Origin of the sequence: Allobosea sp. Leaf344 (assembly GCF_001426225.1) — a bacterium.
GTDB lineage: Bacteria > Pseudomonadota > Alphaproteobacteria > Rhizobiales > Beijerinckiaceae > Allobosea.
On the sequence record NZ_LMRT01000013.1, the window covers coordinates 442,587 to 465,749 of the forward strand.

Consider the following 23,163-nt stretch of genomic DNA (forward strand, 5'->3'; position numbering starts at 1 on the left):
TCAGGAAATGTCGTGATCTTGCCGCGACTTGCCGGCATGATGATCCGCATGATTGGCTCAGGGACACCATTCTCCATTGCGTGAGACGCTGACTGTTCTGGCGGGGCTGCTTCTGCTGACGCTGCTGGCGGCCCTGATCGGACCCGGCTTCGTCGACTGGACGGCCTACAGGCCGCAGATCGAGGCGCGGCTCAGCGCGGCGCTCGGCGTGGAAACCCGTGTCGCGGGCGGCATCCGCTTGCGCCTGCTGCCATCGCCGCATGCGGTGCTGGGCGATGTCCGCATCGGCCCGGCCTCGCGAGAGACGAGCTTCGCCTCGGTCGACAGCCTCAGCGTCGAACTCGCCGCCGGGCCGCTGGCGCGCGGCGACATCAAAGTGGCCGATGCGGTGGCGGAAGGCGCGCTCGTGACGCTCGCCGTCGCCGAGAACGGGGCGGTGCGGCTGCCGCCCATCGGGGCCGCCGGCGTGCCGGGCCAGGTCTCGCTGGACAGGCTGAGCATCCGCCGCTCGGCGCTGGTCTGGCGCGAGAGCGGCAAGCCGGACCGGACGTTGGCGCCGATCGCCGCCGAAGTCTCCGCCATCAGCCTGCGGGGTCCGTGGCGCGTCGAGGGAGAGGTCGCGGGCGCGTCGGTCAGGATCACCACCGGCGCGCTGGAGCCGGATGGGCGGCTGCGCGCCAAGGTGCTGGCGACGGGCGAACGGGTCCAGACGAGTTTCGACGGGCATTTCCTGCTACCGGCCGCCGCGCCCGAGACCCCGCTGGGGCTGGACGGCTCGTTTTCGCTGTCGCCGGGCGGCGCTTTGGCGCTGGCCGGGCGGCTGGAGGGCAATGCCCGCAGCCTCTCGCTGCGCGATCTCGTGCTCGATCTCGGCGGCGGCGCGGCGCGGCTGGAAGGCGAGGGGCACTATCTCGTTTCGGAAGCGACCGGCTCGCTGGCGCTGCGGGCGCGGCGGCTGGATCTCGATGCGCTCTCGGCGGCGCTGGCCGAGCGGCCGGGCTTCGAGAAGGCGCTGGCCGCACTGCCGGGCAGCGTCGATCTCGCGCTCGATCTCGACCAGCTGCTGTGGCGCGGCGAGGATTTCACCGCGGCTTCCTTGCGTGGGCGGGTGAGCGAGGATGGGCTGAGCGAGGCCTCGGCCTCGCTGCGGATCGCCGGTGCGCTGATCGGCGCGAGCGGCGCCGCCGACGCGCAGGGCGTGGCCGGCCGCCTGACCGTGAAGGCCGAGGACGCCCGCCGGGTCGCGCTGGTGCTGGCGCGTGCCGGTCTCGATCCGGCGCTCGCCGATCTCGTCGGCGGGCTCGGCCAGATCGAAGCCGATGCGACGGGCGCCTTCGACGGCGGCCGCCTCGGCTTCGAGCGCCTGCTGCTCAGCAGCGCCAGCGGGCTGCGGGTGGAAGGCGCCGGCGACGTCACGCCGGAGCGCCTCGCGGCGCGGCTGTCCGTGACCGGGCTCGACCTCAACAGCCTGCCCCCGGCCGAGAGCCTGGCCGGGCTGGCCGGGCGGCGCGATCTGTCGCTCGATCTGGCTCTGGCGAATGCGCGCTACCGCAATGCGCCGCCGGGCTCGGCCAATCTCGAACTCAGCCGGCAGGGCAATGCCTGGCGCCTGAACCGGCTGGCGATTTCCGGCTTCGGCGGCGTCGACGTCTCGGGATCCGGCGCGCTGCTGGAGCAGGGCGGCGACATTGCCGGGCGGATCCGCGCTCCGCGCTTCGAGACATTGGCCGCGCTGGCCGGACCTCTGCTGCCGGAGCGGGCGCGGGCGGCGCTGTCGCGCGCCGGCGACGGGCTGGCGCGGCTGGATACCGGTTTCCGGCTGACCCGCAGCGCGGACGGCATCACCGCGCTCGCCGTCGACGGCACGGCGCAGGGCGGCACGTTCCGGCTCGATGGAAGGCTCGACGCGGGCGGGGCGTGGACGCAGGCGGCGCTGCGCTTCGATCTCGCCGATCGGCGCCAGGCCTTCACGGCGTTGGGCCTGCCGACGCCGCAGCTCGGCGGCGCCGGCCGGCTGGCGCTCGAGCTCGCGGGGGGCCGGCTGATCGGCTCTCTCGCCGGACCGGGCCTAGCTCTGGCGCTGGACGATGTCGGTGGCGCGGCGGCGCGCCTGAGTGTGCAGGCCGATCAGCCCGGGCAAGTCCTGCCCGAGGGGCCGGCGAAGCTGTTGCCCGACGGTCTGCTCGACGCCCATGCCCGCGTGAGTTTCAGCCCCGAGCGGATCGCCCTAGACGAGCTCGTCGCCAATCTCGGCGCGAGCCGCGCGACGGGCGCGCTCGCCTTCTCGCGCGACAGCGGCGCCAGCGGGCGCCTGACCATGCCGCAGCTCGATCTGCGGGCGCTCATGGCGGCGGCCTTGGGTCCGGCTCCGGCTTCGGCGGGCGCGATCTGGTCGAGCGGCCGCTTCGCCGCCGCCGCGCCGCTGGGGGAGATCAACCTGCAGATCGAGGCCGAGGCGTTGCGGCTCTGGCAGGATAGGGTGGTGAGCCAGGCTCGGTTCGTGCTCGAATCCGGCTCTGATGGCGTGAAGCTGACCGAGATCACCGGCCGCCATGCCGGGGGCACGCTGGCGGGCCGTCTCGGCCTGCGGCGCGAGGGTGGGCTCGCGCAGCTCACGGGGGCGCTGACCCTGTCGGAGCTGGATCTCGCGACGCTGACCGGCCGGGCGGTGGGCGGGCGCCTGTCGGGGCGGGTCGAACTCGGCGGGTCGGGAGAGAGCCCGGCGCGGCTGGTCGCCGGGCTGAGCGGCGCCGGCAGCCTGCGCCTGAGCGCGACCACCGTCTCGCAGCTCGATCCCGGCGCCTATGCGCGGGTGATCGCCGGAACGGGTGAGGATGCGTCGGAAAGCGAAGCGGACCGGCTGCAGCGGCGCCTCGCCGAGGCGCTCGATAGCGGTTCCTGGGCGCTCGGCGATCTGACATTGCCCTTCACGGTGGCGGCCGGCGTGGCGCGGCTCCAGCCCTTCAGCTTCGACAGCAAAGGGCTGCGGGTGCAGGCGAGCGGCTTCGCCGATCTGCGCGTGCTGAACGCCGATCTGCGGCTCAATCTGCGCCCGCTCGGGGCCCTGCCGAAAGGCTGGCCCAGCGACGCGCCGCAGATCGGGATCGCCTGGCGCGGGCCGCTCGACGCGCTCAAGCGCGAAGCCGATGTCGGTGCGCTGGCCAATACGGTCGCTGCACGGGCGCTGGCCCGCGAGATCGAGCGTGTCGAAGCCTTCGAGGCGGATGCGCGCGAGCGGGCCCTGCATTCGCGCCGGCTGCGGGCGGAGCGCGAGATGCGCGAGAACGAGCGCAAGCTGCAGGAGTTCATCCGGGCCGAGGAGGAACGCAAGGCGGCGGAGGCGAAGCGCGCCGAGGAGGCGAGGCTGGCCGAAGAGGCGCGGCGCGAAGCCGAGGAGCGCCGGGCGGAGGAGCAGCGCCGGACGGAGGAGGCGCGGCGGGCCGCGGAAGAGCGGCGCGCCGAGGAGCAGCGCCGCGCCGCCGAAGCGCGGCAGGAGCAGGAGGCCCGCCGCCGGGCCGAGGCCGAAGAGCGCGCGCGCGCCGCGGCCGAGCGGGCGGCACAGCAGCCGCAGCCCGGGCCGCTCGTCCTGCCCGGCGCGGCGCCGCGATTCTATCCAGATGCCGCGCCCACCCAGCCCGGTGCGTCGGCGCCGAATCTGGCGCCGCCGCTGACCATCCAGCCGCTGCCGCGGCCGCTCTCCCGCGGCGTCCAGCCGAATTGAAGCCGCCCCTCAGGATCTGATTCAAGCGCTTCGAATCGCGTGACAGCGATGGGTCGTAACCGATTGTCGTTGCACTGAATCTTGCATCGGGAAGCCTGACGGCCCGGCGAGCCACGGGGGTGGCAGGTGCCGGATGTCAGGCGCTACGCCCCGCCATCGCCCGGTAATGAGCGAGCACATGGAGGCGCAGCGCGGAGGACAGATTATCCTCGGCGCGGGCGAGGTCGATCTCGGCGATCAGCGCCGTCAGCGGCAGGTTCCGCTCGGCGGCGATCTCGCGCAATCCGGTCCAGAAGGGCTCTTCGAGGGAGACGCTGGTGCGATGCCCGGCGATGGAGAGCGAGCGCTTGCGCTGCGTCCTCATCGGGGTTCGTCATCCCCGGGTTCGCGGCGATGGCCCTCCAGACGGCGGCTGGCCAGCGTCTGCTCGGCCTCGGCGAGGGCGCGTTCCGGCTTGCTGCGACCGAAGCTGACGCGGTTCTGCGCGGCCTGCCTGTCCTGCTCGTCGCGCTTGCGCTGCTTGCGGGCGCGGCGGAGGTTGATGATCTCGGCCATGCATCGCCTCCCGGTTCAGGACGGCCCGAGCATGCGCTCGGGCCGCACCGTCGCGTCGAACACCTCCGCCTCGACGCCGGCGCGCAGCGCCTCCTCGCGCAGGGTGGTGCCGTTGTGATGGGCGGATTTGGCGATGGAGGCGGCGCGGTCGTAGCCGATCACCGGTGCGAGCGCCGTGACCAGCATCAGCGACTGGGCGAGCAGGCTGCGCAGCCGCTCCTCGTTCGGCTCGATCCCCTCGACACAATTGACGCGGAAGCTGACCGCCGCATCGGCCAGCAGCCGCACCGATTGCAGGAAGGCGCTGGCGATCACCGGCTTGAAGACGTTGAGCTCGAAATGGCCCTGGGAGGCGGCGAAGCCGATCGTCGCCTGATTGCCATGGACCTGGGTCGCGACCATGGTCAGCGCCTCGGCCTGGGTCGGATTGACCTTGCCCGGCATGATCGACGAGCCGGGCTCGTTCTCCGGCAGGCTGATCTCGCCGAGGCCGGAGCGGGGCCCGGAGCCCATCAGCCTGATGTCGCTGGCGATCTTGAACATGTCGCCGGACAGCGCAGCGAGCGCGCCGTGGCAGGCCGCGAGCGCGCCATGGCTGGCGAGCGCCTCGAACAGGTTGTCGGCGCGGCGGAAAGGCAGGGCAGTGAGGCCGGCGACCTCCTGCGCGAACAGCCTCGCGAAATCCGGATGGGTGTTGAGGCCCGTGCCGACGGCGGTGCCGCCCTGGGCGAGCGCATGCAGCCCCGGCAGCGCCGCCTCGATCCGGCCGATGCCGAGGCGGATCTGCGCGGCATAGCCGGAGAATTCCTGGCCGAGCGTCACCGGCGTGGCGTCCTGCAGATGGGTGCGGCCGATCTTGACCAGATCCGCGAAGGCCTCCGCCTTGCTCTCGAGCGCGGCCTCCAGCGCCCGCAGCGCCGGCAGGAGCCGGCGCGAGACCTCGGTCGCGCCCGCGATATGCATGGCGGTGGGGAAGCAGTCATTCGAGGACTGGCCGCGATTGACGTGGTCGTTCGGGTGCACCGGGCTCTTGGCGCCGAGCGCCTCGCCCAGCAGCTCGTTGGCGCGGTTGGCCAGCACCTCGTTGACGTTCATATTGGTCTGGGTGCCGGAGCCGGTCTGCCAGATCACCAGCGGGAAATGCTCGTCGAAACGCCCGGCCAGAGCCTCGTCCGCGGCCTGGCCGATGGCGCCGGCGAGGCGCTTGTCGATCAGGCCGAGCCCGGCATTCACCCGCGCCGCAGCCTTCTTGACCATGACGAGAGCGTGGAGCAGAGGCAGCGGCATCCGCTCGCGCGCGCCGCCGATCTTGAAGTTCTCGAGGGATCTCTGGGTCTGCGCGCCCCAATAGCGGTCGGCCGGGACGGCGATGGGGCCGAAGGAGTCGGTTTCGGTGCGGGTCTCGGACATGCCGGTCCCGTCAGGTCTTCTTGCGGAAGGCGTCGAGGCTGACGACCTGGGCCCCGGCCTCCTCGCCGGCCTCGCTCGCCTCCTTGCCCGTCTCCTTGGCCGCCGCATCCGGCCTGGCCGATTTCGCGGCATCGCCCTTGGCCTCGGCCGCCTTGCCCTTGACCGCCGGCAGCCCGGCCGGAGCCGCCTTGGTGGGCAAGGCGATGGGCGCCGCGGGGGCGAGATTGGGCTCGGACCCGGCACCGCGCAGGGCCTTGCCGCTCGGGGCGGGCTCGCTCGCAGGCGCCTCCTGCGGCACCTCCTGCGTCTCGAATTTCAGCCCGAACTGCACCGAGGGATCGAAGAAGGTCGTCAGCGCGTCGAAGGGCACGAGCAGCCGTTCCGGCACGCCGGAAAACGACAGGCCGACCTCGAAGGCGTGTTCGCTGACGTTCAGATCCCAGAACTGGTGCTGGAGCACGATGGTCATCTCTTCCGGGTGCTTGTCGCGCAGACGCTGCGACAGGCGCACGCCGGGCGCGCCGGTGCGGAAGGTGACGTAGAAATGATGTTCGCCGGGAAGCCCGTCGCGCCCGGCCTCGGTCAGGATCTTGCGCACGACACCCTTCAGTGCATCCTGCACCATGAGATCGTAGCGAAGAATGTCCTTGGCCATCTGGTCGTCGATCCGCTTCCGTGGGCAGCTCCGGCGGAAACAGCCGGCAGGCCTGAAAAAAAGTGGAGGCTTCTGTTGCCAGGCGCCTCCGGGCCCCGCCTTACATCGCTAAACGCAAGGACTTAGGTTTGGGTACCAGCACCGCTCACGCGGCGACAGCAACCCGAGCATTGTTGTCGTTGGCAACTATGCGTTAGGCCCGATAACGGCGGTACCATGCCGGGCAAAAGAACAACCTTTACACCCTCGTCGATCCTATTTCGCCCCCGCCGCAGCCCTGCCGCCCGAGGATGGCAAGGCGACCTGCCGCTCGCGCAACAGGGCTGTGGTGGAGGCGCCGGGTACCGCCCCCGGGTCCGAAAGGCTTATTACGAAGTCCGTTTATCGCCATAGCCGGTCTTGCGAACGGCAAGTCCAATATAGGGGGTCGATGGCGGCGGGGGAAGGGATATGAGCCGACACCGCGCGAATTTCGCCGAAGGCCGGTTTTCGGCGGCACTATCGCCGCGATCGCCCGTGCGAGTTGTGGATGCGCATGCCTTTGCTGACGCGCCGTGACGCGGGACGGGCTAATGTCGCCGCGCTCCAACGGGAATCGCCATGCGCCAGTATCACGACCTCCTGACACGCGTGCTGACCGAGGGCGTCCGCAAGGACGATCGCACCGGGACGGGCACGCTCGCCGTGTTCGGGCACCAGATGCGCTTCGATCTCGCCCAGGGCTTTCCGCTGGTCACCACCAAGAAGCTGCATCTGAAATCGATCATCCACGAGCTGATCTGGTTCCTGCGCGGCGACACCAATATCCGCTATCTCAAGGAGCACGGCGTCACCATCTGGGACGAATGGGCCGATGCGGAGGGGGAGCTCGGTCCCGTCTATGGCCGGCAATGGCGCTCCTGGCCGGCGCCGGACGGGCAGAGCCTCGACCAGATCGCCTGGCTGGTGAACGAGATCCGCCGCAATCCGGATTCGCGCCGGCTGATCGTCTCGGCCTGGAACCCGGCGGATATCCCGAAGATGGCGCTGGCGCCCTGCCATTGCCTGTTCCAGTTCTTCGTCGAGCCGGCCGGGGCGGGGCCGGCGAAACTCTCCTGCCAGCTCTATCAGCGCTCGGCCGACGTGTTTCTCGGGGTTCCCTTCAACATCGCGAGCTATGCGCTGCTGACCCATATGGTCGCGCAGGTGACCGGGCTGGCGGTGGGCGATTTCGTGCACAGCCTCGGCGACACGCATCTCTATGTGAACCATCTCGACCAGGCCCGGCTGCAGCTGGAACGCGAGCCGCGGGCGCTGCCGAGGCTGGTGCTCGACCCGAAGGTGACGCGGCTGGAGGATTTCCGCTTCGAGGACATCAGGATCGAGGGGTATGATCCCCACCCCGCCATCAAGGCGCCGATCGCCGTCTGATGCCGCCGCGCCGGCGCCCGTCCCCAGCCATTCCGGAACCCGTCCGATGTCCCTCACCATCCGTTCCGCCCGCCCCGGCGAGGCCGGTCTCGTCCTCGGCTTCATCAGGGCGCTGGCGAAGTACGAAAAGCTGCTCGACGAGGTGGTGGCGAGCGAGGCCGATCTCGAGGCGGCGCTGTTCGGCGAGCATCCGCGCGCCTTCTGCGACCTCGCCTTCTGGGAGGGCGAGCCGGTCGGCTTCGCCGTCTGGTACTATACCTATTCCACTTTTTCCGGCCGCCACGGGATCTGGCTGGAGGATCTCTATGTGCAGCCCGAGCAGCGCGGGCGCGGCATCGGCAAGGCGCTGATGGCGGGGCTGGCGAAGCGCTGCGTCGAGGAGGGCCTGCCGCGCCTGGCCTGGTGGGTGCTGAACTGGAACGAGCCGTCGCGGGTGTTCTACCGCGCCATCGGCGCGAAGGCCCAGGACGAATGGACCGTGAAGCGGCTGGAGGGCGAGGCCCTGCGCGCGCTGGGGCAGGGGGCACGGCCGTGACGGTGCCGGTCGTCATCGTCGCGGCCATCGCCGATAACGGGGTGATCGGCGACGACAACCGCCTGATCTGGCGGCTGAAGAGCGATCTCCGCCATTTCAGGAGCCTGACGCTCGGCCGCCCGGTGGTCATGGGCCGCAAGACCTTCCTGTCGATCGGAAAACCGCTGCCGGGGCGTGAGACCATCGTCCTGACCCGGGATGCAGGCTTCGCGGCCGATGGCGTGCATGTGGCGCATGGCGTCGAGGAGGCGATGGCGCTGGGGCAGCGCCTGGCCGCTGCGATGCAGGCCGATTCCGTCGTGGTCGCGGGGGGCGCCGATGTCTGGTCGCAGACCCTGCCGCTGGCCGACCGGCTCGAGCTGACCTACGTACACGCATCGCCCCCGGGAGACGCGCTGTTTCCGGACTGGCCGCGCGTCGCCTATGAGCGGAGCGGCTGGGAGGATCACCCCGCCGGGCCGGAGGACGAACACCCCTTCAGCTTCGCGACCTTTCGCCGCCGCTCCTAGGGTCGCCGTCGCGCAGGTTGCGCCGTTGACGAATCCATGGCCCATGCCCAAGTCAGCGCCACAGCCCCTTGAGGGCGCTGACAAACCGCGCGGCTTCGCTTAAGGCTCAGCCGGTCAAGAACGGAAGGGAACGGCACAGGCATGCCTTGGAGCAACCAGAGCGGCGGTGGTGGCGGGGGGGGACCCTGGGGCCAGCGCGGAGGAAGCGGCGGCAACGGTGGCGGTCCCTGGGGGGGCGGTTCTGGTGGTGGCGGCGGTGGCGGAGGAACACCTCCCGATCTCGAGGAGATGCTGCGTCGCGGCCAGGACAGGCTGAAGAACCTGGTACCGGGCGGCAATATCGGCGGGCGCGGCATCGTGCTCGGCCTGCTGGCGCTGATCCTGCTGTGGCTGGCGACCGGCGTGTATTTCGTCCGGCCGAACGAGGTCGGCCTCAACGTCGTCTTCGGGAAATTCGTCGGCAAGACCGGCGAAGGCGCCAATTGGAACTGGCCCTATCCGATCGGCAACGTGATCAAGCCGCAGGTGACGAATGTCGTCACCACGGAGATCGGCTTCCGCACGGTCGAGGCGGTGCGCACCTCGCGCCAGTCGGACGTTCTGGAAGAAAGCCTGATGCTGACCGGCGACGAGAACATCGTCGATGTCGACGTCATCGTGCAGTGGCAGATCGATCCGGTGCTGCCGGAGAATTATGTCTTCAACATCCAGGATCCGCCGGGCACGGTGAAGGCCGTCGGCGAGAGCGCGATGCGCGAGATCATCGGCCGCCGCAACATCCAGCCGGTGCTGACCACCGATCGCAGCGCGATCGAGTCCGAAGTGCGCCAGCTGATGCAGACCACGCTCGACAGCTACAAGGCCGGCGTGCAGATCCGCCTCGTGCAGCTGCAGAAGGTCGACCCGCCGCAGCAGGTCATCGACGCATTCCGCGACGTCCAGGCCGCGCGTGCCGACCAGGAGCGCCTGCGCAACGAGGCCGAGACCTATGCCAACCGCGTCGTGCCGGAAGCGCGCGGCCGCTCGGCCCAGCTGGTCCAGGCTGCGGAAGCCTTCAAGGACCAGACGGTCGCCGAAGCGCTCGGCCAGGCCAGCCGCTTCAACGCGGTCTATGAGCAGTACAAGAACGCGCCGGGCGTCACCCGCGAGCGTCTCTTCATCGAAACCATGGAGCGGGTCATGGGCGGCACCGACAAGGTGATCCTCGACCAGCGCAATGGGGGACAGGGCGTGGTGCCGTATCTGCCGCTGAACGAGCTTCAGCAGCCCAGGCGCCCGGCCCAGCCCGGCCAGCAGCAGGGAGCGACCCGATGAACAATCCCGTCGTTCGGCTGAGCCTTCTCGTCATCCTCGGCCTGGTCGCCGTGCTGCTCTATGCCGGCACCTTCGTGGTGTCGCAGACCCAATCGGCCATCGTGCTGCAATTCGGCCGCGTCCGCACGGTCGCGACCACGCCGGGGCTCTATTTCAAGCTGCCGGCCCCGTTCGAGACGGTCTCCTTCCTGGACAACCGGATCCTCGATCTGGATCTTCCGGCGCAGGAAATCATCGCCTCAGACCAGAAGCGGCTCGTGGTGGACGCGTTCACGCGCTACCGCATCTCCGATCCGCTGCGCTTCTACCAGGCGGTGAACTCGATCCCGCGCGCCAATTCGCAGCTCGCCTCGATCGTCAACGGCAATGTCCGCAGCGTGCTGGCCGAGGCGAGCTTCACCTCGATGGTCAGGATCGACCGGTCGCGGCTGATGAACCGCATCCGCGACGAGGTGAACCGCGAGGCGGCGCGCTTCGGCATGACGGTGGTCGATGTCCGGCTGCGGCGCGTCGATCTGCCGGCGGCCAACTCGCAGGCGGTGTTCCAGCGCATGCAGACCGAGCGGCAGCGCGAGGCGGCCGAGGCCCGCGCGCTCGGTGCCCAGCAGGCGCAGGAAATCCGGGCGCGTGCCGACAGGGACTCGACGATCATCGTCGCCGAGGCGACGCGGCGCTCCGACGAGATCCGCGGCGAGGGCGAAGGCGAGCGCAACCGCGTCTTCGCCGAGGCCTTCGGCAAGGATCCGGAGTTCTTCGCCTTCTATCGCTCGATGCAGGCCTATGAGGCGAGCCTGAAGGCCGGGGACACCCGCATGGTGCTGACGCCGGACATGCCGTTCTTCCGCTTCTTCAGGGGCGGGGAATCGGCGGGGGCGGCAGCGGCCGCGAACCCCTCGACGCAAACGCCCGCAACGCCCGCGCCGGCCGCTCCGGCGGCGCCGGCGCGGCCCTGATGCCCGGCCGGTCGCCGCATGCTTGATTTCGTCGCGGCGATCGGACTGGTCTTCGCCATCGAGGGCATCCTCTTCGCGGCGGCGCCCAATCTGGCCAAGGAGGCGCTTCGCAGCGCCTCCGAAACACCCGCGGACGTGATGCGCCTCATCGGGCTCGGCTCGGCCGTGCTCGGCGTCTTGCTGGTCTGGCTGGTGCGGGGCTGAGCGCCCGCCCGAAGGGAACATGACGCGATCGTGCGTCGCCCTTCCGCCGCATTTTGCGGTTCAAGCTGTTCACTTGTCCCATGAGCCGACATAATTCTGCCTGGGCCAGTTTTTCTCGACGAGGACACAGATGGCAGTTCACTCCTTCAAGGCTACCCGCACTGCGCTGCTCGCCGGCGCCGCCTGCGCTGCCGTGGTCGCGTTCCCCGCGCTCGCACCGGCACAGACCCCTGCGCCGCTGGTCCAGCAGGGCCACGCCTCCCTCGCCGATCTGGTCGAGCGGGTCATGCCGGCCGTCGTCAACATCGCCGCCGTGACCACGGCCGAGACCCGCGGGCGGACCCTGCCGCAGTTGCCGCAGCTCGGGCCCGACACGCCTTTCGGCGACCTCTTCGAGGAGTTCTTCAACCGTCGCGGCCAGGGCCAGCCGGGGCAGGGCCAGGGTCAGGGCCCGGGGCAGCCGCCGCAGCAGCGCCGCTCGCAATCGGCCGGCTCGGGCTTCGTCATCGACGCCTCCGGCATCGTGGTGACCAATAATCACGTCATCGGCGACGCCAACGAGATCACGGTGATCTTCAACAGCGGCCTGCGGCTCAAGGCCGAGGTGATCGGCAAGGACGCCAAGGTCGATCTCGCCGTGCTGCGTGTGAAGCACGACAAGCCGCTGCCCTTCGTCAGGTTCGGCAATTCCGACGCGATGCGCATCGGCGATCCGGTGATGGCGATCGGCAACCCTTTCGGCCTCGGCGGCTCGGTCTCGTCCGGCATCGTCTCGGCCCGCAACCGCGACATCAGCCAGGGTCCCTACGACACCTATATCCAGACCGACGCGGCCATCAACAAGGGCAATTCCGGCGGCCCGCTGTTCAACATGGGCGGCGAAGTCATCGGCATCAACACCGCGATCCTCTCGCCGACCGGCGGCTCGGTCGGCATCGGCTTCGCGGTGCCCTCGTCGCTCGCGACCAACATCATCGAGCAGCTGCGCGAGTTTGGCGAGACCCGCCGCGGCTGGCTCGGCGTGCGCATCCAGAGCGTCGACGACGCGACGGCGGAGGCGCTCGGCCTCGGCACGGCACGCGGCGCGCTGATCGCCGGCGTCGACGACAAGGGTCCCGCCAAGCCGGCAGGGCTCGAGATTGGCGATGTCGTGACCAAGTTCGACGGCAAGGACGTCAAGGATTCCCGCGACCTGCCGCGGATCGTCGCCGCGACCCCGGTCGGCAAGGACGTGCCGGTCACCGTGGTCCGCAAGGGCAAGGAGATGATCAAGACGGTGAAGCTCGGCCGTCTCGAGGATGGCGAGAAGGTCGTCGCGGCCTCGCAGAAGACGCCGACCGAGCCGGCGAAGCCGAGTGTGACCACGGCGCTGGGCCTCGAATTCTCGCCGCAGACCGAGGAGCTGAAGAAGCGCTACTCGATCAAGGAAGGCACCAAGGGCGTCGTCATCACCAAGGTCGAGCCCAACTCCAACGCCGCCGACAAGCGGATCTCGGTCGGGGAGCTCGTGGTCGAGATCGGCCAGGAGCCGGTCAACACCCCCGAAGAGGTCACCAGGCGCCTCGATGCGCTGAAGAAGGAAGGCAAGAAGTCGGTCCTGCTGCTCGTGTCCAACGCGCAGGGCGAGGTCCGCTTCGTGGCGGTCTCCACGAACTGAGACGGCTGCCCGGACGGGCAGAAACGAGGGCGGCCCGCAGGGGCCGCCCTTTTTCGTGGCGCGGGCCGCGCGGCGGCTGGGGGATCAGCGCAGGATCTCGTCGCCGCGATAGCCTTGCGCATAGAGCAGCGCGGTGAGGTCGGCATGGTCGAGCCGGGCATGGGCCGCCGCCGCGACCGCAGGCTTGGCGCGGAAGGCGACGCCGAGCCCGGCCTCAGCCAGCATGGCGAGATCATTGGCGCCGTCGCCGACCGCCAGCGTCTGCTCGGGCGAAAGCCCCAGCCTGCCACGCAGCTCCAGCAGCGCGTCGAGCTTGGCCTGCCGCCCGAGAACCGGTTCCGCGACCTCGCCGGTCAGGATGCCGTTCTGCGCCAGCAGCGTGTTGGAGCGGTGCTCGTCGAAGCCGATCATGCCGGCGAGCGGCCCGGTGAAGACGGTGAAGCCGCCCGAAACCAGCGCCGTATAGCCGCCATTCGCGCGCATGGTGCGCACCAGGGCGGCGCCGCCCGGGGTCAGGGTGATGCGCTCGGCGATGATCTCGTCGACCACGCCGAGGCTGACCCCCTTCAGCAGCGAAACGCGCTCGCGCAGGGCCGGCTCGAAGGCGATCTCGCCGCGCATCGCCCGCTCGGTGATCTCGGACACCATCTCCTTCAGCCCGACGAAGGCCGCGAGCTCGTCGATGCATTCCTGGCCGATCATGGTGGAATCCATGTCGGCGAGGAACAGGCTCTTGCGCCGGCCGGCAGCCGGCTGGACCAGAATGTCGATCCTCGCCTCGCCGAGACCGGCGCGGATATCCGCTTCGAGCTTGCGTGGATCGGCCGCTTCCGCGAAGAGATCGACCGCGACCGCGCCGTCCAGCCGCTCCGTCCGGGCGAGAGGCAGGGCTGCGGCGAGGCCGGACAGCAGGCGCTCGTCGATCAGGGCTTCGCCATGGGCGGAAACGAGCGTGGCGACATACATGGGGAGCACCGGGACAGCATGACGATCAGGGCGGTGCTCATCGCAGGTCCCACCGCCAGCGGCAAGTCGGCGCTGGCGATGGCGCTGGCGAGGCGCTTCGGCGGCACCGTGATCAACGCCGACTCCATGCAGGTCTACCGCGATCTCCGCGTTTTGTCGGCGCGCCCGAGCGCGGCGGAGGAGGCGAGCGTGCCGCACCGGCTCTACGGCCATGTCGACGGCGCCGAGAATTATTCCGCCATGCGCTATGCCGCCGAGATCGGGCCGCTGCTCGGCGAGCTCGCGCAGAGCGCGTCGCTGCCGGTGCTGGTCGGCGGCAGCGGGCTCTATTTCAAGGCGCTGACCGAGGGGCTCTCCGACATGCCGCCGGTGCCGGAGGCGCTGCGCGCTGAGTTCCGCGAGCGCGTCGCGGGACTGGAGACGCAGGCGCTGCATGAGGAGCTTTCGCAGCGCGATCCGGAAATGGCGGCGCGGCTGCGCACGAGCGACCGGCTGCGGATCATGCGCGCGCTCGAGATCGTGCTGGCGACGGGGCGCTCGCTGGCCTCCTTCCAGGGAGCGCGGCGGCCGGGTCCGCTCTCCGGCCTGCCGCTGCTCAGGCTGTTCGTGATGCCGGAGCGGGAGGCCTTGCGCGCGCGCATCGACCAGCGCTTCGAGGCGATGATGGCCGGGGGCGCGCTGGAGGAGGTGGCGGCGCTGCGGGCGCGCCGGCTCGATCCGCTGCTGCCGGTGATGCGCGCCCATGGCGTGCCCGGCCTGATCGCCCATCTCGACGGTGACTGCAGCCTGAAGGAGGCGGTGGCGCGCGGCCAGGCCGATACCCGTGCCTATGCGAAGCGGCAGGTGACCTGGTTCCGGCACCAGATGCAGGGTTGGGAGGCGGTCGCGCCGGAGGATGCGCTTGCGCTGGCCCTGGCGCGGCTCGGCGGCTGATCAGGCCGCGACGGAGACCGGATCCTCGGCCTCGCAGATCCGGTTGCGGCCCTCGTGCTTGGCCCGGTACAGTGCCCTGTCGGCGCGCTCGATGCATTGCGTCAAGCTCTCGCCCTGACGCCTGGTGGCGACGCCGAAGCTGGCGGAGACGTTGAGCGCCAGCGTCTCCGACACCGGCAGGTCGCGGCCGGCGAGCGCCTGCTTGATCGTCTCCGCCGCCGCCAGCGCGCATTGCCGCGGGCAATTCGGCAGGAACACCGCGAATTCCTCGCCGCCGAAGCGGCTGACCAGGTCGCGCGGCGAGCGCAGGCTGCCGAGCAGGAGATCGGCGAAGGCGCGGATGACGGCGTCCCCGGCCGGGTGGCCATGGCTGTCGTTGACCGCCTTGAAATGGTCGAGGTCGATGATGATCAGCGAGGTCGCCTGGCGCTCGGCCTCGCTCGCCTCGATCGCCTGATTGGCCTTTTCGATGAAGGAGCGCCGGTTCAGGAGCGCGGTCAGCGGGTCGGTCTCGGCGAGGCGGCGCAGCTCCTTCTCGCGCTCCTCGCGCTGCCCGATCTCCTGCGACAGCGCCCGCCGGGTGGCGCGCTCGCGCCCGATCTCCAGCGCCAGCGTCGCGGCGCGGCTCTGCAAGGTCTGGTTGGCGATCATCAGCTCGGAGACGTCGGTGATGGTCAGGACCAGCCCGTCGCCGAGCGGCGCCAGCGCGATCTGCAGCCAGACCGCCCGCCCGTCGCGCTCGAAGGAGGTCTCGATCAGATCGGCCCGGCGCAGCTCGATCGCATAGACGCAGCGCCGCCAGATCGTCGGATCGGCCAGGAAGGGCAGGGCCTGCCGGAGCTCCTGGTCGTGGAGATTGTCGCTGACCCCGCCGATCGCGGCCGCGCGCTGGTTGGCGGTGATGATGATGGCGCTGTCGACATTGCCGTCCTCGTCGCGCTGGACGCGGATGGCGACGATGCCGGAGGGCGAGGTGTCGAGCACCGTGGTCAGCAGCTCCTCGCGGAACTGCAGCGGGCGGCTGAAGACGATCAGGAAGCGCCGGCCGTCCTCGGCCGTGGTCGGCAGGATGAGCCGCTCCCAGAGCGCCACCCGCATCGTCTTGAGAGAGCGGTGGACGGTGTAGGTCGGCCGGCCGTCGGCGAGCGCCCGGTCATAGCAGGCGCGGGTGAATTTCGCGACCTGCGGGGTCATGGTCGAGATGCGGTCGCCGAGCCGCGACCCGCCGATATAGCGGGTGATCTCGCGGCCGTAATGGGTATATTCGTAGTCGCCATCCCCGGTCGGAGCGATCACCATCAGCTCCTCGCCATAGTCCGGCATCAGCCGGGCGAGCAGGGTCTCATGGCGCGCACCCCCCGGGCCGGGCTGCTCGAGGGCGAAGATGCGCAGGAGTTCCGCCACCTCGGGCGCATGAGCCCGGAGAGGGATGTTATCGGTGTGAACTTCCTGATACATGTCGTTCTCGGCACAACTCACGGTAAGCTACACCGCCCGCGTTGAAAAAGTGTTCCCGAATCCTGCGGAAGACGAGATAAGCCGATCGAAATCGGATGGAGGGGCGTAGCTAGCCCGAAGCCTGACGGCGCATCCAGCGGGCCAGCCGCGGCCCCCGGCTGCAGCGCGACGCTCTTGACCGGGCTCGAAAGCTCGTTTAGCGTCCAGCAACTTTCCGAAAGGCTGATGGCGTGATGCGCAAGCTTATTATCGTACGGGTGCGCTGCTAGGGGCCGGTTCTTCAGAACCGCGCGTCCCCGACGCCAGCGCACGTCCAGGCCCCGAGAGGGCCTTTTTTATTGCCCGCTTTCCGCCCGCCTTTCCGACCCGCTACCCGACCGCTGCAGGAGAACAGTTATGAGCGAGATGATGACCGGAGCCGAGATGGTCGTCCGCGCGCTTCAGGACCAGGGCGTCGAACATCTGTTCGGCTATCCCGGCGGCGCGGTGCTGCCGATCTACGACGCGCTCTTCCAGCAGGACAAGGTCAAGCACGTGCTCGTCCGCCACGAGCAGGGCGCGGTGCATGCGGCCGAGGGTTATGCGCGCTCGACATCGGGCAAGGTCGGCTGCGTCCTCGTCACCTCCGGGCCGGGCGCGACAAACGCCGTCACCGGGCTGACCGACGCGCTGCTCGATTCGATCCCGCTCGTGGTCATCACCGGCCAGGTCCCGACGCATCTGATCGGCTCGGATGCGTTCCAGGAATGCGATACGGTCGGCATCACGCGGTCCTGCACCAAGCACAACTACCTCGTGAAGAGCATCGCGGACCTGCCGCGGATCCTGCACGAGGCCTTCTATGTCGCCGCCAATGGCCGGCCGGGCCCGGTCGTCGTCGACATCCCCAAGGACATCCAGTTCGCCACCGGCAGCTATTCGCGGCCGCGGGACAACCAGCACAAGACCTACCGGCCGGTGGTCAAGGGCGATCTCTCGAAGATCCGGGCGGCGGTGGAGCTGATCGCCAAGGCGAAGAAGCCGGTGTTCTACACCGGCGGCGGGGTGATCAATTCCGGCCCGCACGCCTCGGCGCTGCTGCGCGAACTGGCGCGGCTGACCGGCTATCCCGTGACCTCGACGCTTATGGGGCTCGGCGCCTTCCCGGCGGCCGACCGGCAATGGCTCGGCATGCTCGGCATGCACGGCACCTACGAAGCCAATCTGGCGATGCATGATTGCGACGTCATGATCAATATCGGCGCGCGTTTCGACGACCGCATCACCGGGCGGCTCGATGCGTTCTCGCCGCGCTCGAAGAAGATCCACATCGACATCGACCCGTCCTCGATCAACAAGAACGTCAAGGTCGATATCGGCATCATCGGCGATTGCGCCCATGTCCTGGAGGACATGGTCCGGATCTGGCGCGAGACCAGCCCGCAGATCGACAAGACGGCGCTGACCGCCTGGTGGACGCAGATCGAGGGTTGGCGGGCGCGCAACAGCCTCGGCTACAAGAACACGACCGACATCATCAAGCCGCAATATGCGGTGCAGCGGCTCTATGAGCTGACGAAGGGGCGCGACACCTATGTCACGACCGAGGTCGGCCAGCACCAGATGTGGGCGGCGCAGTATTTCAAATTCGAGGAGCCCAATCGCTGGATGACCTCGGGCGGGCTCGGCACCATGGGCTACGGCCTGCCGGCGGCGATCGGCGTGCAGATGAAGCATCCCAAGGCGCTGGTGATCGACATCGCCGGCGAGGCCTCGATCCTGATGAACATGCAGGAGATGTCGACGGCGGTGCAGTACCGCCTGCCGGTCAAGATCTTCATCCTGAACAACGAATATATGGGCATGGTGCGGCAGTGGCAGGAGCTGCTGCATGGCGGGCGCTATTCCGAGAGCTATTCGGAATCGCTGCCGGACTTCGTCAAGCTGGCCGAGGCCTATGGCGGCCATGGCATACGCTGCTCGGATCCGGCGACGCTCGACGATGCGATCATGGAAATGATCGAGACGCCGAAGCCCGTGATCTTCGACTGCCTCGTCGCCAAGCAGGAGAACTGCTTCCCGATGATCCCGTCGGGCAAGGCGCATAACGAGATGATCCTGCCCGATTTCGAGGGCGATACGGGCGACATCATCGACGCCAAGGGCAAGCAGCTGGTCTGACCGGCCGCACGCGCTTCGAAGGCTGGGGGAACGGCACCGATGACCACGATCGGCCTGATCGGCGGCATGAGCTGGGAATCGACTGCGGTCTATTACCGGCTGCTCAACGAGGGCGCCCGCGCGCGTGGCGGCGGGCTGCATTCGGCGGATGTGATGCTGCATTCGCTCGATTTCGCCCCGATCGCCGAGATGCAGGCGCAGGGCGACTGGGATGCGGCGGGCGATGTGCTGGCCGACAGCGCGCGCCGGCTGGAGCGGGCGCAGGCGCGCTGCATCCTTCTCTGCACCAACACGATGCACAAGCTCGCCGACCGGATCACGGGCGCGACGCGCACGCCCTTCCTGCATCTCGCCGACGTCACGGCCCGCGCGATCCGCGCCGGCACGAGCCGGCGGCCGCTGCTGCTGGCGACCCGCTTCACCATGGAGCAGCGCTTCTACCGCGACCGGCTGCTGGCACATGGCGTCGAGACGCTGCTGCCCGACGAGACGCAGCGCCTCGAGGTGCACCGGATCATCTATGAGGAGCTCTGCCGCGGGCGCATCGAGCCCGGCTCCAAGGCGCGCTATCTCGAGATCATCGGCGAGGCGGTGGCGGGGCAGGGCGCCGACGGCGTCATTCTGGGCTGCACCGAGATCGGGCTGCTGATCGCCCAGGAGGATCTGGCGCTGCCGGTCTTCGACACCACGCGTCTGCATGTCGATGCGGCTCTCGATTTCATCGCCGAACCTGCGAGCCGGGCCGCATGAAGCTGATCATCGCCAACAAGAATTACTCCTCCTGGTCGCTGCGGCCCTGGCTGCTCATGACCGAGTTCGGCGTTCCCTTCGAGGAGGTGCTGATCCCGTTCGGGCCGAGTTTCGACGACCCCGAATGGAAGCGCGCGATTTCCGCCTTCACCCCGGCCGGCAAGGTGCCCGCTTTGGTCGATGGCGAGATCCAGGTCTGGGACTCGCTCGCGATCATGGAATATCTCGCTGATCGCTTTCCCGATCGCGCGATCTGGCCGCGCGAGGGCGCCGCGCGTGCGATGGCCCGCTCGATCGCGGCCGAGATGCATGCCGGCTTCGGCGCCCTGCGCGGCGCCTGCCCGATGAACATCGCCCGGGTCCATCCGGAGCGGGACCGGGGGCCGAAGGTCGCGGCGGATGTCGCGCGGATCGCCCAGATCTGGCGTGAGGCGCGCAGCCGGTTCGGGCAGGGCGGCCCCTTCTTGTTCGGGGCGTTCTCCGCCGCCGACGCCATGTATGCCCCCGTGGTGGCGCGGTTCGCCGGCTATTCGGTGCCGCTGGACGCGGTCTGCGCCGCCTATGTCGCCGCCGTGAAGGACACGGCCGGCTTCAGGAGCTGGCGCATGGGCGCGCTCGCCGAGCCCTGGATCATTCCGGAGGACGAGGCCGACGAGCCCGTCCTCACCGACCACAGACCTCACCTCAGCAAGAGCCAGGCCGATCGATGAACACCTCGCATTACCCCAACGCGCCGAAGATCCAGCCGAGCGCACGGCATACGCTGGCGGTGATCGTCGACAACGAGCCGGGCGTTCTGGCGCGGATCGCCGGGCTGTTCTCCGGCCGCGGCTACAACATCGAAAGCCTGACGGTCTCCGAGACCGAGCATGAGAAGCATATTTCGCGCATCACCGTGGTGACCTCCGGCACCGCGAACGTGATCGAGCAGATCAAGGCGCATCTCGACCGGCTGGTGCCGGTGCATCGCGTCGTCGACCTGACCCTGCAGGGCGAGGCGCTCGAGCGGGAGCTCGCTCTGGTCAAGGTGGTGGGCAAGGGCGAGCAGCGTGTCGAAGCGATGCGGCTGGCGGCGGCCTTCGGCGCGCGCACGCTGGATGCGTCGCTCACCTCCTTCGTCTTCGAACTCACGGGCTCCACCGACGAGATCGAGCGCTTCATCAAGCTGATGACGGTGGTGGGGCTGACGGAAGTCTCCCGGACGGGCATCGCCGCGATGAGCCGCGGGCCCGACGCCATGTGACCGGGCGGATCGCGCCTGATGACTCTCGACCTCAACCATCTCGCGATCGGGCTCGGCATTCTCGGCCTCGCCTGCTTCGCTTGGCCGATCGTGCAGCGGGTGAGCGGGCGGGCACCCGCCGAGCCGGCCGGCAGCGGCAGGAGCCTGCGCTCGCCGCTCTGGTGGGCGGGCTTCGTGCTGACGATCGCGGCGCTCGCTTTGCAGCGCTATGCCCTGCAGGCCGGAAGCTGAGCCGGGCTCAGCCGCTGAAGCCGCCGGCGTCCAGGAAGGCCTGCTCCTCCGGCGTGGTCTCCCGCCCGAGCACCGTGTTGCGATGGGGAAACCGGCCGAAATCGCGGATGATGTCGCGGTGGATCACCGCATAGGTCACACCTTCCGCATCGCCGCTAGCGGCGCAGAGCGCGATGCAGCGCTCCTGCTGGGCCAGATCCTCAGCATGCATGTGGGGCGTATAGAAAAAGCGCCGCTCGGGGAGGGGGAAGGCCTGGTCGAAGCCCCGTGCGATGGCGCGATCGGCGACGGCGAGTGCCGCCTCATCGCTGGCATAGGCCTGCGCGGAATTTCGGAACAGGTTGCGCGGGAACTGGTCGAGCAGCAGCAGCAGGGCGTAGCTGCCCTCGGGCGTGGCTTCCCAGGCCGACAATGCGCCCGCAGCAGCGGCCTCATGGTCTGCGAGGAAGCGGCTGCGAATGGCCGCGTCGAAAGCCTCGTCCTTGGCGAACCATTTTTCGGGTCCAGCGTCGCGCCAGAACCGGATGATGTCGTCGGGCTGGTGTTGCGGCATCGCGTCCTCCTGATGCACTCATAGCGCGGAGCGGGCCGGCGCTGAACACCCTGGCGATGCAAAGCGCGGCTGCGCTATTTCTCTTGCCTGGAGCGCCGAGCCCCGCTATTGGCAGAACCGTAACGTACGGTACTGACGCGACGCCATGACCATCCCCTCCGAGACCCCGAGCGAAGGCCTGACGGCCCGCCAGCAGGCGGTGCTCGATGCCGTGCTCGGCCTGATGGTGGAGCAGGGTGCGCAGCTGACGATGACCGCGGTGGCGCGGCGGGCCAGCTGCTCCAAGGAGACGCTGTACAAATGGTTCGGCGACCGTAACGGGCTGCTGACCGCGACGGTGCAATGGCAGGCCTCGAAGGTTCGCGCCGGCAATTTCGACCGCCAGGCGCTCGATGCCACGGCGCTGCGCGACAGCCTGGTCCGCTTCGCCGCCAATTGGCTGGAGGTGATTTCCAGCAGCACCTCGATCGCGCTGAACCGCATCGCGATCAGCCAGGCGGCCTCGGGCGAGGGCGATCTCGGCCGCATCGTGCTGGCCAATGGGCGTTTCGCCATCGGCGAGCGGCTGAAGCCGGTGCTGGAGGCCGGCCGCGACGCCGGGCTGCTCGCCTTCGAGGATACGGAAACCGCCTTCCGCAGCTTCATGGGGCTGGTCGGACGCGACGTGCAGATCCGCCTGCTGCTCGGCGACACGCTGACGCTCGCCGCCGCGGAGATCGCGCGCGATGCCGAGCGCGCCACCACCCAGTTCTTCACCCTCTACGGCGCGGCCGAAGCCGGTCCGGGCCTGGACAGAGCCAACGCGTGACACAGGAGAAAACCATGCGCGTCTATTACGATCGTGATGCCGACATCAATCTGATCAAGGGCAAGAAGGTCTGCATCGTCGGCTATGGCTCGCAGGGCCATGCGCATGCGCTGAACCTGCGCGATTCCGGCGTCAAGGACGTGGTCATCGCGCTGAAGGCCGGCTCCGCCACGCGCAAGAAGGCCGAGGAGGCCGGCTTCACCGTGATGACCCCCTCCGAGGCCGCCAAGGTCTCCGACATCATGATGATGCTGACCCCCGACGAGCTGCAGGGCGACATCTATCGCGACGAGCTGCACGCCAACATGAAGCAGGGCGCTGCGCTGCTCTTCGCCCATGGCCTCAACGTGCATTTCAACCTGATCGAGCCGCGCAAGGATCTCGACGTGCTGATGGTCGCGCCGAAGGGCCCCGGCCACACCGTTCGCTCGGAATATCAGCGTGGCGGCGGCGTGCCGACGCTCATCGCGATCCATCAGGACGCCACCGGCAACGCCCATGACCTCGGCCTCTCCTATGCGTCGGCCAATGGCGGCGGCCGCGCCGGCATCATCGAGACGACCTTCAAGGAGGAATGCGAGACCGATCTGTTCGGCGAGCAGGTGGTGCTCTGCGGCGGTCTGGTCGAGCTGATCAAGGCCGGCTACGAGACGCTGACCGAGGCCGGCTATGCGCCGGAGATGGCCTATTTCGAGTGCCTGCACGAGGTGAAGCTGATCGTCGACCTGATCTATGAGGGCGGCATCGCGAACATGAACTACTCGATCTCCAACACCGCCGAATACGGCGAATACGTCACCGGCCCGCGCATCATCACCGCCGAGACCAAGGCCGAGATGAAGCGCGTCCTCACCGACATCCAGTCCGGCAAGTTCACCCGCGACTGGATGCTGGAGAACAAGGTCAACCAGACCTCGTTCAAGGCGACCCGCGCCCGCTACGCCGCCCATCCGATCGAGGAAGTCGGCGCCAAGCTCCGCGACATGATGCCCTGGATCAAGGCCAAGGCGCTGGTCGACAAGAGCAAGAACTGAACGCGGCCCGGCGAGGCGCGCTTGAGGATCTGAATCAGGCGCTTGCGCCGGTGATTCAGCAAGAGCGCGCAACGCCTTGATCCGATTGATCCGCCATGGGGAGC

At 69.1% G+C, this 23,163-nt stretch carries 23 protein-coding genes and 1 other RNA gene; 16 read left to right on the plus strand and 8 right to left on the minus strand.

The window, feature by feature from the left end:
* Positions 1 to 76: 76 nt before the first annotated feature.
* The gene (locus ASG72_RS10770) at positions 77 to 3,721 is read left to right on the plus strand and encodes an AsmA-like C-terminal region-containing protein (RefSeq protein WP_056711992.1); all 3,645 of its coding nucleotides are present in this window, start codon (positions 77 to 79) and stop codon (positions 3,719 to 3,721) included.
* A 136-nt stretch (positions 3,722 to 3,857) separates the two neighbouring features.
* Here ASG72_RS10770 and ASG72_RS10775 read toward each other — a convergent pair whose 3' ends face one another.
* From ASG72_RS10775 to ssrA, 5 genes are all read right to left on the minus strand, one after another.
* A complete protein-coding gene (locus ASG72_RS10775) occupies positions 3,858 to 4,085 on the minus strand; it encodes a ribbon-helix-helix domain-containing protein (RefSeq protein WP_056711995.1) in 228 nt (75 codons plus the stop codon).
* A complete protein-coding gene (locus ASG72_RS10780) occupies positions 4,082 to 4,276 on the minus strand; it encodes a DUF4169 family protein (RefSeq protein ID WP_056712005.1) in 195 nt (64 codons plus the stop codon). The genes ASG72_RS10775 and ASG72_RS10780 overlap by 4 nt, the downstream gene beginning before the upstream one ends.
* Positions 4,277 to 4,291: 15 nt before the next feature.
* Positions 4,292 to 5,686 (minus strand): class II fumarate hydratase, encoded by a 1,395-nt coding sequence (gene fumC / locus ASG72_RS10785; RefSeq protein WP_056712008.1) that lies wholly within the window; start codon positions 5,684 to 5,686, stop codon positions 4,292 to 4,294.
* Between the two features lie 10 nt (positions 5,687 to 5,696).
* Positions 5,697 to 6,341, minus strand: coding sequence for an SspB family protein (locus ASG72_RS10790; protein WP_056712010.1), 645 nt, complete (start codon positions 6,339 to 6,341; stop codon positions 5,697 to 5,699).
* A 61-nt stretch (positions 6,342 to 6,402) separates the two neighbouring features.
* Positions 6,403 to 6,790: a transfer-messenger RNA gene (gene ssrA / locus ASG72_RS20315) on the minus strand.
* A 151-nt stretch (positions 6,791 to 6,941) separates the two neighbouring features.
* Here ssrA and ASG72_RS10795 point away from each other — a divergent pair.
* From ASG72_RS10795 to ASG72_RS10825, 7 genes are all read left to right on the plus strand, one after another.
* Positions 6,942 to 7,751, plus strand: a complete 810-nt coding sequence (locus tag ASG72_RS10795; RefSeq protein ID WP_056712013.1) for a thymidylate synthase — start codon at positions 6,942 to 6,944, stop codon at positions 7,749 to 7,751.
* Between the two features lie 46 nt (positions 7,752 to 7,797).
* Positions 7,798 to 8,286 (plus strand): GNAT family N-acetyltransferase, encoded by a 489-nt coding sequence (locus tag ASG72_RS10800; protein WP_056712015.1) that lies wholly within the window; start codon positions 7,798 to 7,800, stop codon positions 8,284 to 8,286.
* The gene (locus ASG72_RS10805) at positions 8,283 to 8,795 is read left to right on the plus strand and encodes a dihydrofolate reductase (protein WP_244488765.1); all 513 of its coding nucleotides are present in this window, start codon (positions 8,283 to 8,285) and stop codon (positions 8,793 to 8,795) included. Before ASG72_RS10800 ends, ASG72_RS10805 begins: the two co-directional genes overlap by 4 nt.
* 141 nt (positions 8,796 to 8,936) lie before the next feature.
* Positions 8,937 to 10,109 carry an FtsH protease activity modulator HflK gene (gene hflK / locus ASG72_RS10810; protein WP_056712018.1) on the plus strand — a complete coding sequence of 391 codons (1,173 nt, stop codon included), beginning with the start codon at positions 8,937 to 8,939 and terminating at the stop codon, positions 10,107 to 10,109.
* The gene (locus ASG72_RS10815) at positions 10,106 to 11,062 is read left to right on the plus strand and encodes a protease modulator HflC (RefSeq protein ID WP_056712020.1); all 957 of its coding nucleotides are present in this window, start codon (positions 10,106 to 10,108) and stop codon (positions 11,060 to 11,062) included. Before hflK ends, ASG72_RS10815 begins: the two co-directional genes overlap by 4 nt.
* A gap of 18 nt (positions 11,063 to 11,080) precedes the next feature.
* Entirely contained in the window at positions 11,081 to 11,266 is a 186-nt protein-coding gene (locus ASG72_RS10820; protein ID WP_056712022.1) for a DUF2065 domain-containing protein, read from the plus strand.
* A 130-nt stretch (positions 11,267 to 11,396) separates the two neighbouring features.
* Complete coding sequence (locus ASG72_RS10825) at positions 11,397 to 12,923, plus strand: Do family serine endopeptidase (RefSeq protein WP_056712028.1); 1,527 nt, start codon at positions 11,397 to 11,399, stop codon at positions 12,921 to 12,923.
* Positions 12,924 to 13,007: 84 nt separating this feature from the next.
* Here ASG72_RS10825 and serB read toward each other — a convergent pair whose 3' ends face one another.
* The gene (gene serB, locus ASG72_RS10830) at positions 13,008 to 13,889 is read right to left on the minus strand and encodes a phosphoserine phosphatase SerB (protein WP_056712031.1); all 882 of its coding nucleotides are present in this window, start codon (positions 13,887 to 13,889) and stop codon (positions 13,008 to 13,010) included.
* An 18-nt stretch (positions 13,890 to 13,907) separates the two neighbouring features.
* Here serB and miaA point away from each other — a divergent pair, with 18 nt between their 5' ends.
* Positions 13,908 to 14,822: a tRNA (adenosine(37)-N6)-dimethylallyltransferase MiaA gene (gene miaA, locus ASG72_RS10835; protein WP_082540263.1), complete on the plus strand. Its 915-nt coding sequence runs from the start codon at positions 13,908 to 13,910 to the stop codon at positions 14,820 to 14,822.
* Here the strand turns inward: miaA and ASG72_RS10840 are convergent, their stop codons facing one another.
* Entirely contained in the window at positions 14,823 to 16,280 is a 1,458-nt protein-coding gene (locus tag ASG72_RS10840) for a GGDEF domain-containing protein (protein ID WP_082540264.1), read from the minus strand.
* A gap of 396 nt (positions 16,281 to 16,676) precedes the next feature.
* On the opposite strand from ASG72_RS10840, the gene ASG72_RS10845 reads away from it, so the two are divergent.
* From ASG72_RS10845 to ASG72_RS10865, 5 genes are read left to right on the plus strand one after another with little or no spacing between them, the layout of a single operon-like run.
* A complete protein-coding gene (locus ASG72_RS10845) occupies positions 16,677 to 18,440 on the plus strand; it encodes an acetolactate synthase 3 large subunit (RefSeq protein ID WP_056712039.1) in 1,764 nt (587 codons plus the stop codon).
* Between the two features lie 39 nt (positions 18,441 to 18,479).
* The gene (locus ASG72_RS10850) at positions 18,480 to 19,190 is read left to right on the plus strand and encodes an aspartate/glutamate racemase family protein (protein ID WP_056712042.1); all 711 of its coding nucleotides are present in this window, start codon (positions 18,480 to 18,482) and stop codon (positions 19,188 to 19,190) included.
* Positions 19,187 to 19,900 carry a glutathione S-transferase family protein gene (locus tag ASG72_RS10855; RefSeq protein ID WP_056712045.1) on the plus strand — a complete coding sequence of 238 codons (714 nt, stop codon included), beginning with the start codon at positions 19,187 to 19,189 and terminating at the stop codon, positions 19,898 to 19,900. The genes ASG72_RS10850 and ASG72_RS10855 overlap by 4 nt, the downstream gene beginning before the upstream one ends.
* Positions 19,897 to 20,433, plus strand: coding sequence for an acetolactate synthase small subunit (gene ilvN / locus ASG72_RS10860; protein ID WP_056712049.1), 537 nt, complete (start codon positions 19,897 to 19,899; stop codon positions 20,431 to 20,433). Before ASG72_RS10855 ends, ilvN begins: the two co-directional genes overlap by 4 nt.
* An 18-nt stretch (positions 20,434 to 20,451) precedes the next feature.
* A complete protein-coding gene (locus ASG72_RS10865) occupies positions 20,452 to 20,664 on the plus strand; it encodes a hypothetical protein (RefSeq protein WP_056712051.1) in 213 nt (70 codons plus the stop codon).
* Between the two features lie 7 nt (positions 20,665 to 20,671).
* Here ASG72_RS10865 and ASG72_RS10870 read toward each other — a convergent pair whose 3' ends face one another.
* Entirely contained in the window at positions 20,672 to 21,217 is a 546-nt protein-coding gene (locus tag ASG72_RS10870; protein WP_056712595.1) for a DUF924 family protein, read from the minus strand.
* A 145-nt stretch (positions 21,218 to 21,362) separates the two neighbouring features.
* Between ASG72_RS10870 and ASG72_RS10875 the strand changes: the two genes are divergently transcribed.
* Together ASG72_RS10875 and ilvC are read left to right on the plus strand one after the other, a co-directional pair.
* Positions 21,363 to 22,025: a TetR/AcrR family transcriptional regulator C-terminal domain-containing protein gene (locus ASG72_RS10875; RefSeq protein WP_056712055.1), complete on the plus strand. Its 663-nt coding sequence runs from the start codon at positions 21,363 to 21,365 to the stop codon at positions 22,023 to 22,025.
* A gap of 14 nt (positions 22,026 to 22,039) precedes the next feature.
* Positions 22,040 to 23,059, plus strand: a complete 1,020-nt coding sequence (gene ilvC / locus ASG72_RS10880; RefSeq protein WP_056712058.1) for a ketol-acid reductoisomerase — start codon at positions 22,040 to 22,042, stop codon at positions 23,057 to 23,059.
* Positions 23,060 to 23,163: the final 104 nt, after the last annotated feature.

Coding starts and splice junctions, on each gene's coding strand:
- ASG72_RS10840 (WP_082540264.1), bottom strand. CDS start 16,280: ATGTATCAGGAAGTTCACACCGATAACATCCCTCTCCGGGCTCATGCG.
- ASG72_RS10875 (WP_056712055.1), top strand. CDS start 21,363: ATGACCATCCCCTCCGAGACCCCGAGCGAAGGCCTGACGGCCCGCCAG.
- fumC (WP_056712008.1), bottom strand. CDS start 5,686: ATGTCCGAGACCCGCACCGAAACCGACTCCTTCGGCCCCATCGCCGTC.
- ASG72_RS10800 (WP_056712015.1), top strand. CDS start 7,798: ATGTCCCTCACCATCCGTTCCGCCCGCCCCGGCGAGGCCGGTCTCGTC.
- ASG72_RS10855 (WP_056712045.1), top strand. CDS start 19,187: ATGAAGCTGATCATCGCCAACAAGAATTACTCCTCCTGGTCGCTGCGG.
- miaA (WP_082540263.1), top strand. CDS start 13,908: ATGACGATCAGGGCGGTGCTCATCGCAGGTCCCACCGCCAGCGGCAAG.
- ASG72_RS10775 (WP_056711995.1), bottom strand. CDS start 4,085: ATGAGGACGCAGCGCAAGCGCTCGCTCTCCATCGCCGGGCATCGCACC.
- ASG72_RS10820 (WP_056712022.1), top strand. CDS start 11,081: ATGCTTGATTTCGTCGCGGCGATCGGACTGGTCTTCGCCATCGAGGGC.
- serB (WP_056712031.1), bottom strand. CDS start 13,889: ATGTATGTCGCCACGCTCGTTTCCGCCCATGGCGAAGCCCTGATCGAC.
- ASG72_RS10795 (WP_056712013.1), top strand. CDS start 6,942: ATGCGCCAGTATCACGACCTCCTGACACGCGTGCTGACCGAGGGCGTC.
- ASG72_RS10850 (WP_056712042.1), top strand. CDS start 18,480: ATGACCACGATCGGCCTGATCGGCGGCATGAGCTGGGAATCGACTGCG.
- hflK (WP_056712018.1), top strand. CDS start 8,937: ATGCCTTGGAGCAACCAGAGCGGCGGTGGTGGCGGGGGGGGACCCTGG.
- ASG72_RS10865 (WP_056712051.1), top strand. CDS start 20,452: ATGACTCTCGACCTCAACCATCTCGCGATCGGGCTCGGCATTCTCGGC.
- ASG72_RS10825 (WP_056712028.1), top strand. CDS start 11,397: ATGGCAGTTCACTCCTTCAAGGCTACCCGCACTGCGCTGCTCGCCGGC.
- ASG72_RS10790 (WP_056712010.1), bottom strand. CDS start 6,341: ATGGCCAAGGACATTCTTCGCTACGATCTCATGGTGCAGGATGCACTG.
- ASG72_RS10815 (WP_056712020.1), top strand. CDS start 10,106: ATGAACAATCCCGTCGTTCGGCTGAGCCTTCTCGTCATCCTCGGCCTG.
- ASG72_RS10845 (WP_056712039.1), top strand. CDS start 16,677: ATGAGCGAGATGATGACCGGAGCCGAGATGGTCGTCCGCGCGCTTCAG.
- ilvC (WP_056712058.1), top strand. CDS start 22,040: ATGCGCGTCTATTACGATCGTGATGCCGACATCAATCTGATCAAGGGC.
- ilvN (WP_056712049.1), top strand. CDS start 19,897: ATGAACACCTCGCATTACCCCAACGCGCCGAAGATCCAGCCGAGCGCA.
- ASG72_RS10870 (WP_056712595.1), bottom strand. CDS start 21,217: ATGCCGCAACACCAGCCCGACGACATCATCCGGTTCTGGCGCGACGCT.
- ASG72_RS10780 (WP_056712005.1), bottom strand. CDS start 4,276: ATGGCCGAGATCATCAACCTCCGCCGCGCCCGCAAGCAGCGCAAGCGC.